Annotated in this window: 10 protein-coding genes, 1 tRNA gene and 2 rRNA genes; 7 read left to right on the plus strand and 6 right to left on the minus strand. The window is 43.1% G+C overall.

Annotated features, from left to right (window positions below; all coding sequences use genetic code 11):
* The first annotated feature begins 968 nt into the window (after window positions 1–968).
* Both H524_RS0110140 and H524_RS0110145 read left to right on the plus strand, forming a co-directional pair.
* The gene (locus tag H524_RS0110140; RefSeq protein ID WP_027940133.1) at window positions 969–2,150 is read left to right on the plus strand and encodes a LacI family DNA-binding transcriptional regulator; all 1,182 of its coding nucleotides are present in this window, start codon (window positions 969–971) and stop codon (window positions 2,148–2,150) included.
* A gap of 477 nt (window positions 2,151–2,627) precedes the next feature.
* On the plus strand, window positions 2,628–4,397 hold the full coding sequence (locus H524_RS0110145; protein WP_027940134.1) for a penicillin-binding protein activator: 1,770 nt from the start codon (window positions 2,628–2,630) through the stop codon (window positions 4,395–4,397).
* 612 nt (window positions 4,398–5,009) lie between these two features.
* Here H524_RS0110145 and H524_RS16730 read toward each other — a convergent pair.
* From H524_RS16730 to rplM, 3 genes are all read right to left on the minus strand, one after another.
* Window positions 5,010–5,525, minus strand: a complete 516-nt coding sequence (locus H524_RS16730; protein ID WP_052339047.1) for a stringent starvation protein B — start codon at window positions 5,523–5,525, stop codon at window positions 5,010–5,012.
* A gap of 422 nt (window positions 5,526–5,947) precedes the next feature.
* Window positions 5,948–6,340, minus strand: coding sequence for a 30S ribosomal protein S9 (rpsI, locus tag H524_RS0110155; RefSeq protein WP_027940135.1), 393 nt, complete (start codon window positions 6,338–6,340; stop codon window positions 5,948–5,950).
* A 13-nt stretch (window positions 6,341–6,353) separates the two neighbouring features.
* A complete protein-coding gene (rplM, locus tag H524_RS0110160) occupies window positions 6,354–6,782 on the minus strand; it encodes a 50S ribosomal protein L13 (protein ID WP_027940136.1) in 429 nt (142 codons plus the stop codon).
* 2,281 nt (window positions 6,783–9,063) lie between these two features.
* Here rplM and H524_RS0110165 point away from each other — a divergent pair.
* The 5 genes from H524_RS0110165 (at window position 9,064) to H524_RS0110185 (ending at window position 15,397) form a co-directional block, all read left to right on the plus strand.
* Window positions 9,064–10,083 (plus strand): ABC transporter permease, encoded by a 1,020-nt coding sequence (locus tag H524_RS0110165; RefSeq protein ID WP_027940137.1) that lies wholly within the window; start codon window positions 9,064–9,066, stop codon window positions 10,081–10,083.
* Window positions 10,084–10,977, plus strand: a complete 894-nt coding sequence (locus H524_RS0110170) for an ABC transporter permease (protein ID WP_027940138.1) — start codon at window positions 10,084–10,086, stop codon at window positions 10,975–10,977.
* A gap of 12 nt (window positions 10,978–10,989) precedes the next feature.
* On the plus strand, window positions 10,990–11,961 hold the full coding sequence (locus H524_RS0110175; protein ID WP_027940139.1) for an ABC transporter ATP-binding protein: 972 nt from the start codon (window positions 10,990–10,992) through the stop codon (window positions 11,959–11,961).
* A 10-nt stretch (window positions 11,962–11,971) separates the two neighbouring features.
* On the plus strand, window positions 11,972–12,997 hold the full coding sequence (locus H524_RS0110180; protein WP_044122011.1) for an ABC transporter ATP-binding protein: 1,026 nt from the start codon (window positions 11,972–11,974) through the stop codon (window positions 12,995–12,997).
* A 1,500-nt stretch (window positions 12,998–14,497) separates the two neighbouring features.
* Window positions 14,498–15,397 (plus strand): hypothetical protein, encoded by a 900-nt coding sequence (locus H524_RS0110185; protein ID WP_027940141.1) that lies wholly within the window; start codon window positions 14,498–14,500, stop codon window positions 15,395–15,397.
* Window positions 15,398–16,010: 613 nt separating this feature from the next.
* On the opposite strand, the gene H524_RS0110190 is transcribed toward H524_RS0110185, so the two are convergent.
* The 3 genes from H524_RS0110190 to H524_RS17620 all read right to left on the minus strand — a co-directional run.
* A tRNA-Thr gene (locus H524_RS0110190) sits at window positions 16,011–16,086 on the minus strand.
* Window positions 16,087–16,099: 13 nt separating this feature from the next.
* Window positions 16,100–16,215: ribosomal RNA gene (gene rrf / locus H524_RS0110195) — 5S ribosomal RNA — on the minus strand.
* 106 nt (window positions 16,216–16,321) lie between these two features.
* Window positions 16,322–16,421, minus strand: a 23S ribosomal RNA gene (locus tag H524_RS17620); the annotation flags it as partial.

Genomic DNA, 16,421 nt, shown 5'->3' on the forward strand with positions numbered 1-16,421 from the left:
GAGTCGGCTACAGGTGCTTTAGTGTCGGTCGAGCTGTCAGAAGGGGAATTGAGGATTCTGCCTATAGCCTCAACCTGCTCCCGTGTTAGCTCGTTTTGCTTGCTAGAAATGAGATCTGCAAGCTCAGAAGAAAGAGTTGTCTGTTTGATGTTATGAGCACCCATTTTGATGATCTCCGAAAGTCAGCTTATGGCTGTGTTAAGCTGTGCATGTTAAACCAATAAAAAAGGGGGCTCAAGAAAAACTACACATCAAATTCTACACTGTCTTTCAATGTGTTAAGTACCTTTTAGTAAAGTTTTTGGTGATGAGAGCAAAACTTTTACATTGGCGGCCTGAATCTTGCGAGAACTTGCAAAACTCTTAAGTACACCTCTAAATTTAACACTAATGCGTTATATTAGATTTTGTACTTTGCTGTCGCATCTAGCGCACTAAAAGCTCAGCCTAGTGTCCAGTTAACTATGTATAGTTGACTCAACTTTGTTATGCAGTGTTACGAAATTTTATTTAGTAATACTCACTACTTAGTTTTAAGTCACTACACATAATGTCTTTGGCATCGTTTCTAGGCCATTGTATATATGCAAGCAGTTAGTGCTTTTTCAGCGTAGATGACTTATGAGTCAAGCAAACATAAGGAATTTGCTTACTTTAAAGACAGTTAAGATCATCTTGAGTTTTAAGATGCATTCGAGTTTGTGAACGAGCAGTTAATAGCAATAGGCTTAAAGTGACCATATAGGCGAGCTTAAGAAAAGATCACTTGCTAATGCTCATACGTAGACCTTGTGCACTATGGAGTCCTACATAGTTGCCAAGTGTACGTATGCTCTAAAGTTTAAGATATTCATCTATCTTTAGAGAGCTATTTTTTTATTCAAGTCTCACTACCGTGGCAACACACGAGTCTTAGCAATTAGCTGTGGATAGCAGAGACTTATTGTGGCACTGGGAAAATTTCAGGCATGGATGATAATTACGACAGCGAAAACCTAGTAAACACCTCCACAGGAAAACCTCGCGGCAAAGTAACAGTATCTTTGCTAGCAGAGATGAGTGGCGTCTCACGTGCAACAGTATCCCGTGTACTTAATGAACATGAAAGCGTTAACGAAGAAGCACGTGCTAAGGTCTTAGCTGCGATTAAGGCAACAGGTTATAGTAAGCATCGCACTCAAATAAAGATCTCTCTTCGCTTTACTAAGGTCACCATTATGTGTGACGAACACGGCAGCGCCTTTGAAGGTAGCTACTTTGATACCGTGCTACGCTGCTTACATGAAGAGGGTCAACGTCTAGGTATTCAATGTGAGTTCATTGGCAGAGATCAGATGTCTGTGCCTAGCCGTTTGAGCGCCATCCTTGCAGGATCCGAGGCCATAATTATTCTTGGTTCAGATAGCCCTGAAATCTTGCATCTCGTCAAGCGCTTTAAGATGCCAACCGTTCTTATTAATGGCATCGATCCAAGCATGAAGATCTGTACCATTGCTCCTGATGCCGAGATCTCTTTTTATAACATCGCTAACTATCTTATGGATCATGGCCATCAGCGTGTCGCTCTGCTTACAGCACATGTCAAACACACTATGTGGGAGCGCACCTCAGGCTTTGTTAGAGCCTTTAAGCTCAGAGGCATCCCTTTTGATATGAACCGTCAAGTGATTGATCTTTGTGATATTGCTAATGTCGCCGATCCTTCTGGACAGACTTTAGAACTATTACAGACACGTCGCTATGGCACTGACTTCTGCGCTGCTAGACTGCTACCATATCTTATCGATCACAGCTATTTTGATGGTTATAGTGCAGTTGCTTGTATCTGCGATAGCACTGCTATGAGTCTCATTCGCGCCTTAAAAGAGCGTGGCATTAGCGTACCTCATGACATCTCAGTTACTGGTTATGATGACATCTCGCTTGCAAGCATGATGACTCCAGCACTTACTACTGTAAATCCTGACTACAAGAACTTAGCTAAGGCAGCTTTCAATAATCTCATTCGTATTGCAGGTGGTAGCGTACCAATGATCATCCGCGCTAACACAGCTACCTCAATTATTGAACGCGGCTCTGTAGCCACTATCCGTCGCGCCTCCCCATCTGTTCATCCTAAAGCCTTTGAAGTAGAACAAGACGCGATCTAAGATTCAAATATCCATCTCATGCCCTGTGGCTTTACCTTGACCATAGGGCAATGCCCACCTTAACACCTACTTGTTCACATTATCCCCATGATCTTTTTGTCTTAACAGGCGCAAAGCGATCTGTCTCTTTGTATATATTTGTCTATTTTTCTGGGCGCATAACAAGTCTCATCAAGGCTGCTATCTTGGCAAATATGGATTCGATCGGATCAATGGTGTGACGAAGTTAATCGTATTCATTAGATCGGGTATGTTAGCTAAGTTTCGTGTGCTATTATGCTCTGATTGTTACTTATCAGAAAAAAGCCGTAGTACAACTGCCTAAAGCCATTAATTTAGAGCAAGATAAGCAACAACTTTTGGTTTTAACGATGGTTCACATATCGTTAGGCTAAGTACACTTTAGCCTAGAGATCACGGCGATCTTGATACTTTTAGATCTTATGTGTGAATCATTGAACTTTGCAGGATAACATCGTGTCAGCCCAATCATTTACCGCTCGTCTTAAACTTAGCGCTATTGCTGTGGCTTTAACTTTGAGCCTCGGTGCATGTACCTCTACTACCGATAAGGCAGAATCAGGTATCACAACTCAGCAGGCATTTAGTGCGCTTACACTGTCACAAGCAGAGTATGAGCGTATGTTGTCAGATGCCGACAATGATTCACGCTTCCCTGCGATGATCCTGCTTGCACGTAGTGCAATTGCAGCACGTGACTACACCACCGCATCTGGCTTAATTAGCAATATGCAAAGTGAAGCGATCACTCCGCTGCAAAAGGATGAGTCTTTAATCATTGAAGGTTTGCTCTATTCAAGCCAGAACCGCAATACTGATGCACTGTTTGCTATTAACAAGATCAATGTAGCCACTCTGCCAAACGCAGTAGCCTCTTTTTACTATCAAGTAGCTACTCGTATTGAGACCAACCTCTTTAACGAGAGCAAGAGCTCTTCACACATGTTAAAGGCAACTGAGTACCGCATTGCTCTGTTAAATCTCATCAACCCTGATGCCAAGCAAAAGGTTGCACTGCAAGCAGTAGATGCTCTGCAATTACTCCCTGCTTCAGAGCTAACTGTACAGCTCAATAAGAGCACTGATCCTGTTATGCAAGGCTTCTTTGATTTTGCGCTGCTTGACTCCTCTAACAGTGAGGCGATTAAACAGCAGTTAGTTAAGTCATGGATCAGCAAGTATGGTAGCAAGCACCCATTATCTTTTGCCGCAGAGCAAATGGCTAACAAGGGTGAAGTAAGCAAATCTGACGATCCTATGGCTGCCCCTAGCGCTGTCTCCTTAAAGGAGGGCGATAAGCTTGCTGTATTACTGCCTTTATCAGGCCGCTTTGCTGCATCTGTTGGTGAGCCTGCTCGTTTAGGTATCTTAGCTGCTCTTCAAGATCGCAATAGCCGTCTTAAGGTAACCTTCTACGATACCAACCGTTTCTCCATGCAGGAGATTGCTTCATCATTAGGTCAGAACGGCACCAACTACATTATTGGCCCTATCTTAAAGCCTGAGGTTGATGCTTTACTTGAGACTAAGATCTCTCTGCCTGCAATCGTTTTCAATCAACCTGCTACTCATCGTGAGGGCATGTACTACTTTAACTTAGGCCCAGATTACGAAGGTGCTTTAGCTGCATCTAAGATCTACCATGATGGTCATAGCCGTCCTGTAGTCATTGCCCCTGAAAGCACCCGTGGACAGCGTGCAGTAGCTGGCTTTAATGAAGTTTGGCAAGTTGCCTCTAGCAAGTCTGCAGTAGCTTGTCGCTATCAGGATATCAACAATATCCAAATGGCTTTAGCAACCTGCCCTTTGAATAATGCTGACTCTGTTTACATCAACGCCACTGCATCTGATGTAATTAAGGTACGTCCATCCATTCCTGATAATACCCCAGTTTACTTAACTGACCGCAGTTTCACTGGTGTAAACCACAGCGCCTCTGAAATCGCTCTTGCTGGTGCTTACTTAGGTGATATGCCTTGGCTGCTTACCGATAGCGTCTTAAAGTCAGATCTGACAGCAACTCTGCCACAGGCTGATAGCCAGGTTCAGCGTATCTTTGCTGCAGCTTATGACTCCGTAAACTTCTCATTCAACCTTGAGAAGCTTGCCAAGGATAACAACGACGTACTCCACGGCATTACTGGTGATCTGCAAATTGGTAAAGAAGGTCTTATCGAGATGGCTCCAATGTGGGTAAAGCTCGGCACCGATCGCCAAATTAAGTAGATTCAAACTAGATCTTAAGATCTTGGATTTAATACGCTCAAATTTAACTTCCTAGTCTATAGACTAGGAGTGATACAAGTCGGCCTCATGGCCGACTTTGTTTTTATAGGCCATACAAACGTTTAATTTGTGCAAGCCCATGCTCAAAGAGCGCCGCCACCTAAGCTCAACAAGCGCTTTTTAGCGCCAGCACTTTTGACCTATCTACCACAAAGAGCCATTAAAGCAGCAGCAACGCACCTACAGCCGCTTCATCGTAGCTACGCGGAACAATACTCCTTTCAAGAGATCATCGCATTGTGTAGGCTGCTTGTGATAAGTAAGGCAATAGAAAATTAGCAAGATCCACTTAGCCTCAAGAGCATAATTGTCGATGCAATGGTATGTTTATGCTACTAAATGCTTGGTGCAATTGAATTGCTGATGCAATTGAACACGCATTTATCGCAGTGGGGCTTATAGATGCCGGATAAGATACGCACGACATGCGCACATGCGCATGTGTGGTTAAGCAAGAAAAGATTGTTCCAATGGCAATAGAGCTGTTTTTACGCCATGGGAAATGAGCATGTGCTTGATTAGAGATCACATGCAAACTTGTCGAGAATAATACTAGCTTAGGATGGTAAAGGATGGCTTGTTCTTGTTGTCATCTTTTGCGGAGCTGCGGCCTTTGCTCTTTGCTGGCTTAGCACTGCCATCATACTCTTCGAGCACAAATTGAACGTCGCTCTTAGAGCTAAGATCCTTGTCCTCATCACCATCATCATCTTCACCGCTTTCTCGGCTTAGCGCACTAAAGGTATGCTCCATGCTCTCAAGCCAGTTAGACACTGGAATGTAGATACCATTATTAGCAGTAGAGATCTCAATCATAGCCTGATATGGAATCCCCACATAACGCTCTTGACCCTTAAAGCGGGCATAGAATCGAATACCCTGCTCTCCTACTTGGAAGTCATTGATGTACTTATGGTAAATCGAAATGATGATAATGCCATTATTTACGTACTCCTGAGGCACAACAACGCCTGGAGCATTAGCATCGACAACGACACGAGGGTTGTAGTCATTGTCACGCAGCCAATCATATAAAGCATTAAAGATGTATGGACTGATACCGATCATTTGATTTTCCGCAAAAGAGCATTGATACAACTACTTGATGCATTATACCGCAATACACCTGCTACTCATTAAGCAATGCTATCTAAGCTGATAGCAAATCCTCATGAAGATAAGGCTTAATAAGTGCTAGCAGCATCTTGATCCTAATGAAGGCTCAATAAGGGGTGCTATCAGATTAAGCATATATGGGCTCTACCCAATCAAACATGCCTATGCTATTGAAGTGAACACGCTCCATGATAGCTAAACTTAATTAGTCATTCCTTAGCTGCAGCAAACAGCTATTGGCTATCTACAAGCAAGGACAAATAAAATAGGCATAAAAAAACCCCAGTCTGTAAAGACAGGGGTTTTTTGTAACTCCAGGAATCGAATGACTCCTGGAGAGTACCTCCCATGGGAGATACGATAAGTAATCCAAATTAACGCTTGGAGTACTGTGGACGCTTACGAGCCTTGTGTAAGCCGACCTTCTTACGCTCAACAGAACGTGCGTCACGGGTGACGTAGCCTGCCTTACGTAATGCAGGACGGAAGCTCTCGTCGTACTGCATTAAAGCACGGGTTAAACCGTGACGGATAGCGCCAGCCTGACCGGAGATACCACCGCCAGTAACAGTGACGTAGATGTCGAACTTGCCGTTAAGGTCGAGGAGCTCTAAAGGTTGAGCAACAACCATACGTGCAGTTGGACGGCCAAAGTACTGCTCGAGGGTACGACCGTTAATAGTCATCTGACCATTGCCCTGCTTGATGAATACACGAGCAGTGGAGTTCTTGCGGCGACCGGTGCCGTAGTACTGATTTGCAGCCATTTGCTAATGCTCCTTATAACTTGAGTTCCTGAGGTTGCTGTGCGGTGTGATTGTGAGTCTCACCAGCGTAAACCTTCAGCTTACGGAACATAGCACGACCTAATGGGCCCTTTGGCAGCATACCGCGAACGGCAGTCTCTAACACCTGCTCAGGCTTACGGACGATTAACTTATCGAAGGACTCAGCCTTGATACCACCTGGGTAACCAGTGTGGTGGTAGTACATCTTGTCCTGAGCCTTGTTGCCAGTAACCTTGATCTTAGAAGCGTTGATTACGATGATGTAATCACCAGTATCCATGAATGGGGTGTACTCTGGCTTGTGCTTGCCACGAAGACGTGATGCGATTTCAGTTGCAACACGGCCTAAGGTTAAGTCGGTTGCGTCAATAACAAACCAATCACGCTTAATGGTAGATGGCTTGGCTACGAAAGTTTTCATTAAAAAACCCTTTGATTTGAAGGACGAATCCTTTAAAACATTCAGCTTTCGCTGAGCTCAAAATAACAAGCATTCCCATGCTTGCATCAAATTATTCGGGTGGGAAACCGCATAACTCGATAAGAGGGGCGCAAAGATTATACATTGTTTAGCAAAATAAGCAAGCAGTGATCACGCTTTTTTGCCCTTATTTTTCAGCATCAGCGGAAGAAGGCAAATTCACATCTATCTTGCAACCAAAGATCACCATTAGCTGTTAGTGCACCGTCTGCCAATTTAAAGCGAGCATTTAAGATCTCCACTTTAGCCACATCTCTTAATGATCATATAAGCTTGTCCTTACTCTACAAACGAGCCCTAACAAGTACGCAAAACCGGTCCAACAGAAATTTAAGATCAAAACGTATATAAGCCTTGAGTGTATGTAGAACAGGATCATGAGCCTTAAATCGCTCGATAAGTTCATTTGATATGAGGGGCGTAAAAAGTTGCGCTTTAAGGGGGCTAATTTGAGGGGACTCAAAAGTGATTGGAAAAATGAAAAATTAGAAAAGCAAGGTTCTGTAATGACTTTCGTGCAACTTGTATACTAGTTGACGACAGAAACTCTATAAGAGACAAGCAATTGCTGTTATAATAGCTTGTTTTTGCTAACAAGGAAATTCAGGACTGTTTCTGATATTAACATGTAAGTTTTGTTAGGCATTTAGAATCTGTCTTGCGCAGCTTCAACTTGCACACAATACGATCATGCTAAGTCTAAATTGTCTCTTACTTCGCTTGTGCTTTATCTAAGACTGCCATCTACATGGCAGCATTGGTGGGAAACTTTCTCTCTGACTCTATACTTTAGAGGGTCATAGAGTGGCACAGTGACTAAAACCATCAAAGAGTAGCCATTCTCCTCAGTGCTTTACATCTCTATTAAGAGCAAAAAGCACCAAGACAATAGTCTTGTTGAGCATAGCTACTGATTGTATGGGGCACTGTATTAAGTTAAAGCCGTCGAAGTAACAGTTCAGCTTGTATATGCAGCGCTATAACACTGTAACGTACTCATTAAGATCATAGAGCTAATCAAGTATTAGCCCTTATTGAAGGTCTCATGCTTTCAAGTAGATCTTAGATGCGTACCTAAAGCTTCTATTGAGCGCTCATCAAGGCTTTAACTAGTATCAAATCTGAATTACTGTTGCAGGCTATTTCAACACTAGGATCTGTTTAAGCTTATTTAGATAGCGATCTTATATCTGCCTATCTAAGATCAAGCCATTCTCGATGGCTTTTTAATAAGCTTGTTAGGACATGGGATGTTTAAACTGCAGCTCCATATCAAATTGTCCATACTATGCACTTAAGTATGACTCTTATCCTATCTAGAAACACTCTAGTGATTGAAGCAATGGTAGCACTACGTTAATCCTGATAGCTTCTGTATAGAACTAGTAAGTAGTTACTGCAAATACAGACACTAAGGTCATGTACCTACACTCTAATAACCTACATTAGTGGGTATAGCTCTTCATATTTCCATGTCTACTGATAGGAAATACGAGATCTAAACAGCACTGTAACTTAGGTTGTTTGATTAAGTGCATTGACCATAGTCATATATCAGCTCATCACATCTACGCCGATAATAGGACGGCATCAAGTAAATGCATTGAGTTCAGCCTGACATCAAATCAACCTTGGCCTAAGATCATAGCGATCATGGCTAGGTTAAATTTGCTCTTTCTTGTCAGTTAATCTGTTCATACTACAGCTATCCACGTGTTTGTTATCTTCGTGATGTTGCCAGACCTGGCCTCATACTAACTAATAGGCTCATGAGTCACTTTGATTGATGATTGTAGTTAGTCTAGAGACATGCATTGTCAGAACTGTAGATGGCCTGCTCTAAGTTGTTATGACTTTAAGATCACAAGACATTGCTCTTGAAAGTTCTTTAAGCAGCGTCAATTACTACTTTTCTTTGAATGTTTGCTGTATGAAACCACTTAATTGCCTTGTCAGATCAATATTGCCTAGGCTAGCTAAGATGAGATTATCCTTAATTGTTCGCTATACATCAGGACATAAGCCTTATGTACATAGCACTCAAGGATGCCCCTTAGTTATGAGCACTGCACTATTGTGCTCATTGAAAGTTAGACCCGTATAAGTTTTGTATAGCGCTTAAGTTAAGTGCTCTGAAAATTTAGCGTAAGTTAAAACTCTAAAGTGTTTGCATACATAAAATGAAGATACGCATATAGCACGTGCACTTGAGGACAAGCTTGTGCTGTTATATCTTTTAAAGCGCTTACTAATGCTGATTCCAGTGTTATTCTGCGTATCCGTGCTGGTGTTCTTGATCATGAGAGTGTTCTCTCCGGATCCAGCTTTAATCGTTCTTGGTCAACACGCTACTACAGAGGCAATTAATGCCTGGCGTGAGAGCATGGGTTTTAATGAGCCACTACTCACTCAGTACTACAACTACATGGTTGCTATGTTCAATGGTGATTTTGGTACCTCATTTTTTACCAATACTCCAGTTACTACCGAGATCATGGCCCGTCTGCCAGCCACTATCGAACTTGCAGTTTTAGCCATCATCATTGCATCTATTGTGGGTGTTATCTTCGGCGTTATCTCCGCTGTTAAAAAGAACTCCCTTATCGATAACTTCACCATGACTACAGCCTTAATTGGTGTGTCTATGCCTGTATTCTGGCTGGGTATGTTATTGATTATCTTATTCTCAGGCATTTTGCACTGGGTTCCATCAGGTGGTCGTATTGACACTCTGATGCGTCCTTATGATGGTACTGGCTTCTACTTATACGACACCCTAATCATTGGTGACTTTGAAGCTTTCTTTAATGCACTGCAGCACGCTGCTCTCCCAGCTATTACCCTTGCTTGCTACTCAATGGCGATCATCACCCGTATGACTCGTTCAAGCATGCTTGACGTGCTTCACCAAGACTATATCCGCACCGCTAAGGCCAAAGGCTTACCACCAGTTAAGGTAATCGGTCGTCACGCCTTTAGAAATGCGCTCTTACCAATCATTACCGTTATTGGTCTGCAGTTTGGCGGCTTACTCTCTGGTGCTGTGCTTACCGAAACCGTATTCTCATGGCCAGGTATCGGTGCTTACTCTGTAGAAAGCATCATGCGTTCAGACTTCCCAGTTATCCAGGCTGTAGTACTGATCGTTGCATTCATCTTCGTATTCATGAATCTGGTGGTTGATCTGCTCTACGCAGCATTAGATCCACGTGTTAAGTATGGTGCTGAGGGACAGAACTAAATGACTGAAATCGCCATGAAAAAGCCACGTTCCTCTCGTTGGGGCGACATGTGGGCTTCTATATCCTCAAACAAAGCAGCTTTACTTGGTCTGATGATCATCTGTCTGCTTGTTAGTATTGCTGTAGTGCTGACTATTACTCAGGCTATGGGCATTAACATTCTGCCTTATGATCCTAATCAGGCCAACATGGAAAAAGCATTCATTGCTCCATGTGCTGAGCACTGGTTTGGTACTGATCAGCTTGGCCGTGACATCTTCTCTCGTGTCCTCGATGGCACCAAGATCTCCTTAAGCGTAGGCTTAGCTGCAGTTACTATTTCTTTAGTAGTAGGCACTATCTTAGGTGCTATGGGTGGCTTCTACGGTGGTCGCCTTGATAACATCATTATGCGTGCTATGGATGTGGTCTTATCTGTTCCATCCATCCTTTTAGCAATTGCCTTCATGGCAGCTATGGGTCGTGGTTTAGATAAGGCTGTTTTAGCTATCGGCCTCGTATCTATTCCTGAGTATGCTCGTATTGCACGTTCATGCGTTATGTCTGTAAAGGCTAACGATTATATTCAGGCAGCTGTAGTTACTGGTGATAGCAATCTGCGTATCATCTTCCGCCACATTCTGCCTAATATCACCTCTCCAATCGTGGTCCGTGCTACTTTAGGTATTTCTACTGCTGTGCTAGATACTGCTGCTTTAGGCTTCTTAGGCCTCGGCGTGCAGCCTCCATTTGCTGAGTGGGGTGACATGCTTGCTCGTTCACGTAGCTTTATCTTCTCTGCTCCTTATACCCTGATCTTCCCTGGTCTTGCGATTACTCTGACCGTGCTTGCTTTCAACCTATTTGGTGACGGTCTGCGCGATGCTTTAGATCCGCGTTCAAGACGCCGCTAGTAGGAGTACACGATGTTACTTGAAGTTGAACATTTATCCACTGAGTTTGCTACCCGTCGTGGCCCGGTTCGTGCCATTCGCGATGTTAGCTTTAGCATTGATAAAGGCGAGATCTTAGCTTTAGTAGGCGAGTCAGGTTCTGGTAAGTCTGTAACCTCTCTGTCTATCATGGGCTTATTAGCCTCTAACGGTCGTGTTGTTGAAGGCTCAAAGATTAACTTTGACGGCATCAATCTGCTCGAGCAAAGCGAGCGCAAGATGCAGCAAATTCGTGGTAACCGCATCTCGATGATCTTCCAGGAGCCAATGACCTCCTTAAACCCAATCTTTACTGTGGGCGATCAGATCTTAGAGAGCATTCGACTACACACTAATCTGTCTAAAAAAGAAGCCCAAGAAAAGCTCTTGGACTTAATGGACACTGTTGGTATCCCTAATCCTGCAAAGCGCGTTAAAGACTATCCTCACCAGATGTCTGGTGGTATGCGTCAGCGTATTATGATCGCTATGGCTATGGCATGTCAGCCACAGCTGCTCATTGCTGATGAGCCTACTACCGCTTTAGACGTTACTATTCAGGCACAGATTCTTGATCTCATTTACCGCATGAGAGAGCAGTTCAACATTTCTGTACTGCTGATTACTCATGACTTAGGCGTTGTGGCTGAGGCTGCAGATCGTGTTGCAGTTATGTACTGCGGCCGTATTGTAGAAGAAGGCAGCACCAATGAGATCTTAACCGACCCTAAGCATCCTTATAGCTTAGGCCTGTTAAAGTCCATTCCTCGTTTAGATGAGCAAAGCGAGCGTCTGTTTATGATCCCTGGTATGGTTCCTCCTCCAGAGGAGATTCCAGAGGGCTGTGCTTTTGCCGATCGTTGTGAGCATGCTCGCGCTGAATGCCGCGCTTCATTACCTGAGCTTATTACTATGGATAAGCGCAAGGTACGTTGCTTCAACTACATTGAAAAGAAAGACGTTTAAGGAGCTGTAAATGACTGATATTCAAAACAATGCAGCTGCTTCAGACAAGAAAGACGATAGAGAAGTTCTGCTTTCTCTTCGTGGACTAAGCAAGCACTTCGAGCTCAAGAGCGGTCTTTTAAATCGTAATAAGACTTACTTAAAGGCTGTAGATAACCTCACCTTAGATATCTACAAAGGCGAGTGTTTTGGTCTTGTGGGTGAGTCTGGTTGCGGTAAGACTACTTTAGGTAAGATGATTGCTGGTCTTTACAAGCCAACTGCCGGTGAGATCATATACAACGGGGTTAACTTAGGCGGCATTACTCGTAATGAGCGCCGTAAGTACGCACGTGATATTCAGATGATCTTCCAAGATCCATACTCATCTTTAAACCCACGTATGACTGTTGAAGAGATCATCTCTGAGCCAATGATCGTCAATAAAACTCACCATGGTGCTGAGATTGGCAAACGTGTTGAGTACTTACTTGAGTGCGTAGGTTTAGCAAAGCAGTACAAGACTCGTTACCCACATGAGTTCTCTGGCGGTCAACGTCAACGTATTGGTATTGCTCGTGCCTTAGCCGTGTCACCACGTCTTATCGTATGTGATGAAGCGGTATCTGCTTTAGACGTGTCAATTCAGGCCCAGATCTTAAACTTACTTGATGATCTTAAGAGCGAGTTTGGTCTTACCTATTTATTCATTGCACACGGCTTAGCTGCAGTTAAGCATATCTCTGATCGTATTGGTGTTATGTACTTAGGCTCTTTAGTAGAAGTAGCTCCAGAAGAAGCTATCTACGATCGCCCTCTGCATCCTTACACCAAGTCACTGATCTCTGCGATCCCAATCATCGATCCAACTAAGCGTAAAGATCGTATCTTGTTAAAGGGCGACTTACCAAGTCCAATCGATCCACCAAAGGGCTGTCGTTTCAACACCCGTTGTTTTATCGAAGATTGCCCATACAAGCAAGATACTCAAACCTTAGTGCACATGGACAACCATATTGTGGCCTGTAAGTATGTAAGTGAAGCTAATAAGAAATAGCCTCATAGCGTCTTTAACTTGCTAACAAACATGCCACTAGCTAAGGATGTAAACCTAAGCAAAACCATAATGGTCAAGCGTATACATACCCACGCTTAGCACTGTATTGATAGCCCATAGCGCTGTGCCTATTGAACGCTGTGGCTAGCTTGTCCTAATACGTGCATATTCAAGGTTTACATTGCCTAGCGCACTAACAATACATCTATAAGCAAAGGCAGGGATCATCATGGCCCCTGCCTTTCTTTTTCTATATTCACGCAAACAAGCATCAGAGCACCTACAGCTAAAGTAACCACCTCTGAAAGCACTCTAATCAAGCAGCCCATATCAAATCACAACACCTGATCCCAAAAACAATCTAGACACTAGCAGCTTACGCGAACACAGACCGAAGCAAGTTTGATAACAGTTAGTTTATATACTGCATATACAATAATTACATAAACAAACACCACGTATATAAACAACAGACCTCTCTAATAATTACATAAGATAACTACTACAAATGGCCGGCAATGTAGATAAAAGCACAAGACTCGTCCCCCAAAAGCAGCCTAGCTATCACGCCACAAAATAATTAATCAACCCTATGCACGTAAGCTGTTGATTATGTATTTTGACGTAGGAAGATGCGCCTATCTATCTGATTCTGTTTTATAAATCGCATATATATGCGATTTTATACAAGCAAAGAATCGTTTCACAGTAAATTAGGACTTGACAAAATACGATCTCAGTACAGCTAAGGCGCGTCTAAAATTAGTCTTTATAAAGACCATATGATCTTGTATGACAATTTGCCGATACAGGGGACTTCCCAAAATTAATCGCTCGACGCTCCTCTCATGTAAATCGTAAGCGCTAAAAATCAAGATCTAAAAGCAGCAAAATTTGTAAATAAATCTAGTAATTGATCGTATATACTCCATTTCCCAAACTTTGCAAGCGAGCAAAAGACTGCAAAGAATCGTTTAATTTTGAGCTCCTAGATAGACATATGAGTGCTCTGCCTACAAGGCCGAGCCTCGCTAACTTACAGTTAATAGCAACATAAGCGGCATCAGCGTGCTAGAGGTCTTAACCCTACTACATGAACTTAGGTGCCCCTTCGTTAAAGCAATGCGTTTATGCCATTCTCTACAGCATATCGTCGCGTAGAGGCAATGTGCTTATACCATAGTCAGCTGCGTGCCATCGCGTAGTGGTAGGTAGTGCTTATACCATGCTCTACTGCATGCTGTCGCGTAAATGGTGGGCACTACTATGCTCTACTGCATATCGTCGCGTAGATGATGGGTGCTGCAATGCTTTATATGCTGCTATGAAGAAGGTCTCTCTAGTGTTACCTACGGGTATTGAGCAAACAAAATGAATGAATAACTAACTGGTTGCTGAGCAACTTACCTAGCCATAAATAGATGGGCTGCCATTTATGAATGGCCTGGGGTAAAACGCTTGCGGTAACTGTATCGTTTATATTTGAAAATCGAGGTCGATATGTACGTAGAACCAGAAACTGGACGCACCATCTTTGGCTTTTGGAATGAGGACGAACAAAAGTGGGAACTTGACTTTCCTGGTCTCGTAAACATCAAGCTTCTCGTTCTATCGGCTCGTAAACGTGAAGAATTAGGCCCTCAATCAAAAGTTAAGATCGATGACTCTTGTGTTGATATGGACGAATTAACTGATGAAGTTAACAACACAGATTGGTCAGAAATCAATGAGGATATCAAGATCGCGATTGGAGAACTGGAAGCCCGCGCTAAAGACCTCATCAATGCAGAAAAAGAGCAAGCACCTTCATCTGTGAGCGATTCAGAGCAATCAGATAGATTATCTCAAAGCCATGGTGAAGACGAGGCGTACGATACATTGTCGAACTTTGCCCTGTTTGGCCATTGGGACTATCAGAATATGCAGTGGGTGTTTACAAAAGAACAACGCATTGCACTTGATGTACTCTATGAAACAGCAGTACAACATATTGATGAAGATCCTGAGTCTTTAGGTCTTTTTGTAGAATCAAAAGATAATTTCACTGCACAAGAGATTGCCGATATCCAAGCTGAAATCAAAGCCAATATGGAAGATGAGGATCAGCATAAGCTTGATATTGCTAACCTTGAGATTGACTACCGCGTTAAGCAACTGATGGAAACCCATAAACGCTGCCACGACCACACATTAAAACAAGACTTTACTGCAGATGAGCTTATCAAGATAAGCTCTACTCTTAAAGAACAGGGCCTTAAGCACAGTGCACTGCAAGAGCTACGCAATGCCCTGCGTAAAGCTATAGATACTCGCATAAAGAACATCATTCACCCTAAGCTTCCAATCATTAAGCAAGAGGCCGAAAAGACCTATCAGCGCCTCATGGGCATTGTAGCCTAGCTAATAAGGGCGGCTCACACTATAGCAACCAATACCATATACATGTGCATCACCTCGCACGATCTAAACAGGGAGCTTATAGCTCCCTTTTTTTATCCCATCGTGCTTCAGCACATAGCAACGCCTCATAACGCTAACGACCACAGTAATACACGTTCAACTCTTCGATACTCCCTGCACTAAAGGATCTCAGACACATTAGAGCTATGAGAGCTCTTTGAATAACCACATAACTAAGTGCAGTCATGATGTTTAGCGCTACTTATAGTTTAAGAAGAGCTTAACCTGCTAAGAATTTGGCTGGCAAAACTTAAGACAGACCTTACACTCTTAAGCTCTATAGGAGAGCTGTATAAGATGGCTAAAAGTCTAAGTGGACGTGTCTTTTTAATCATATGCCTCTTAGTGCATGCTCAATCATCAATGAGTGTATTGCTTAAAGATGGCTTTAAGAATGGAATACTAGCGTGGCTTTGGGCGCTGTGATTATATGAGGAGGGATCGCAAAAAGGTTATTTAGGATGGTTTAGAAACAAAAAAACCACCTCGCGGTGGTTCATTTTATGTAAAACTTGCGTTTTACTTTGCCAAGAATGGCTTATTTATGCGGAAATGGTGCTGATACCGAGAATCGAACTCGGGACCTCACCCTTACCAAGGGTGCGCTCTACCAACTGAGCCATATCAGCACTAAAAAATTAAGCCTGGCGATGACCTACTCTCGCACAATCGTACGTTGCACTACCATCGGCGTCACTGCATTTCACTTCTGTGTTCGGAATGGGGACAGGTGGGTCTGCAGCACTATGGTCGCCAAGCAAATCTGTATTTAAAAATCTATCAGCAAGCTGCAAGCAACATGTTGTCGCTTTGTTTAACTCTCTATTTAATGGTAAACCTTGCCTTAAAACCTTTCGGGGTTGTATGGTCAAGCTTTCGGGTCATTAGTATTGGCTAGCTTCACACATCACTGCGCTTCCACATCCAACCTATCAACGTCGTAGTCTTCAACGGCCCTTATGTT

The sequence above is a fragment of the Anaerobiospirillum succiniciproducens DSM 6400 genome (assembly GCF_000482845.1).
GTDB lineage: Bacteria > Pseudomonadota > Gammaproteobacteria > Enterobacterales > Succinivibrionaceae > Anaerobiospirillum > Anaerobiospirillum succiniciproducens.

What these genes read in the sequence shown, in the direction of transcription:
- H524_RS0110140 (WP_027940133.1), top strand. Translation starts at nt 969, where the DNA reads ATGGATGATAATTACGACAGCGAAAACCTAGTAAACACCTCCACAGGA.
- rpsI (WP_027940135.1), bottom strand. Translation starts at nt 6,340, where the DNA reads ATGGCTGCAAATCAGTACTACGGCACCGGTCGCCGCAAGAACTCCACT.
- H524_RS0110180 (WP_044122011.1), top strand. Translation starts at nt 11,972, where the DNA reads ATGACTGATATTCAAAACAATGCAGCTGCTTCAGACAAGAAAGACGAT.
- H524_RS0110175 (WP_027940139.1), top strand. Translation starts at nt 10,990, where the DNA reads ATGTTACTTGAAGTTGAACATTTATCCACTGAGTTTGCTACCCGTCGT.
- H524_RS0110185 (WP_027940141.1), top strand. Translation starts at nt 14,498, where the DNA reads ATGTACGTAGAACCAGAAACTGGACGCACCATCTTTGGCTTTTGGAAT.
- H524_RS16730 (WP_052339047.1), bottom strand. Translation starts at nt 5,525, where the DNA reads ATGATCGGTATCAGTCCATACATCTTTAATGCTTTATATGATTGGCTG.
- H524_RS0110170 (WP_027940138.1), top strand. Translation starts at nt 10,084, where the DNA reads ATGACTGAAATCGCCATGAAAAAGCCACGTTCCTCTCGTTGGGGCGAC.
- rplM (WP_027940136.1), bottom strand. Translation starts at nt 6,782, where the DNA reads ATGAAAACTTTCGTAGCCAAGCCATCTACCATTAAGCGTGATTGGTTT.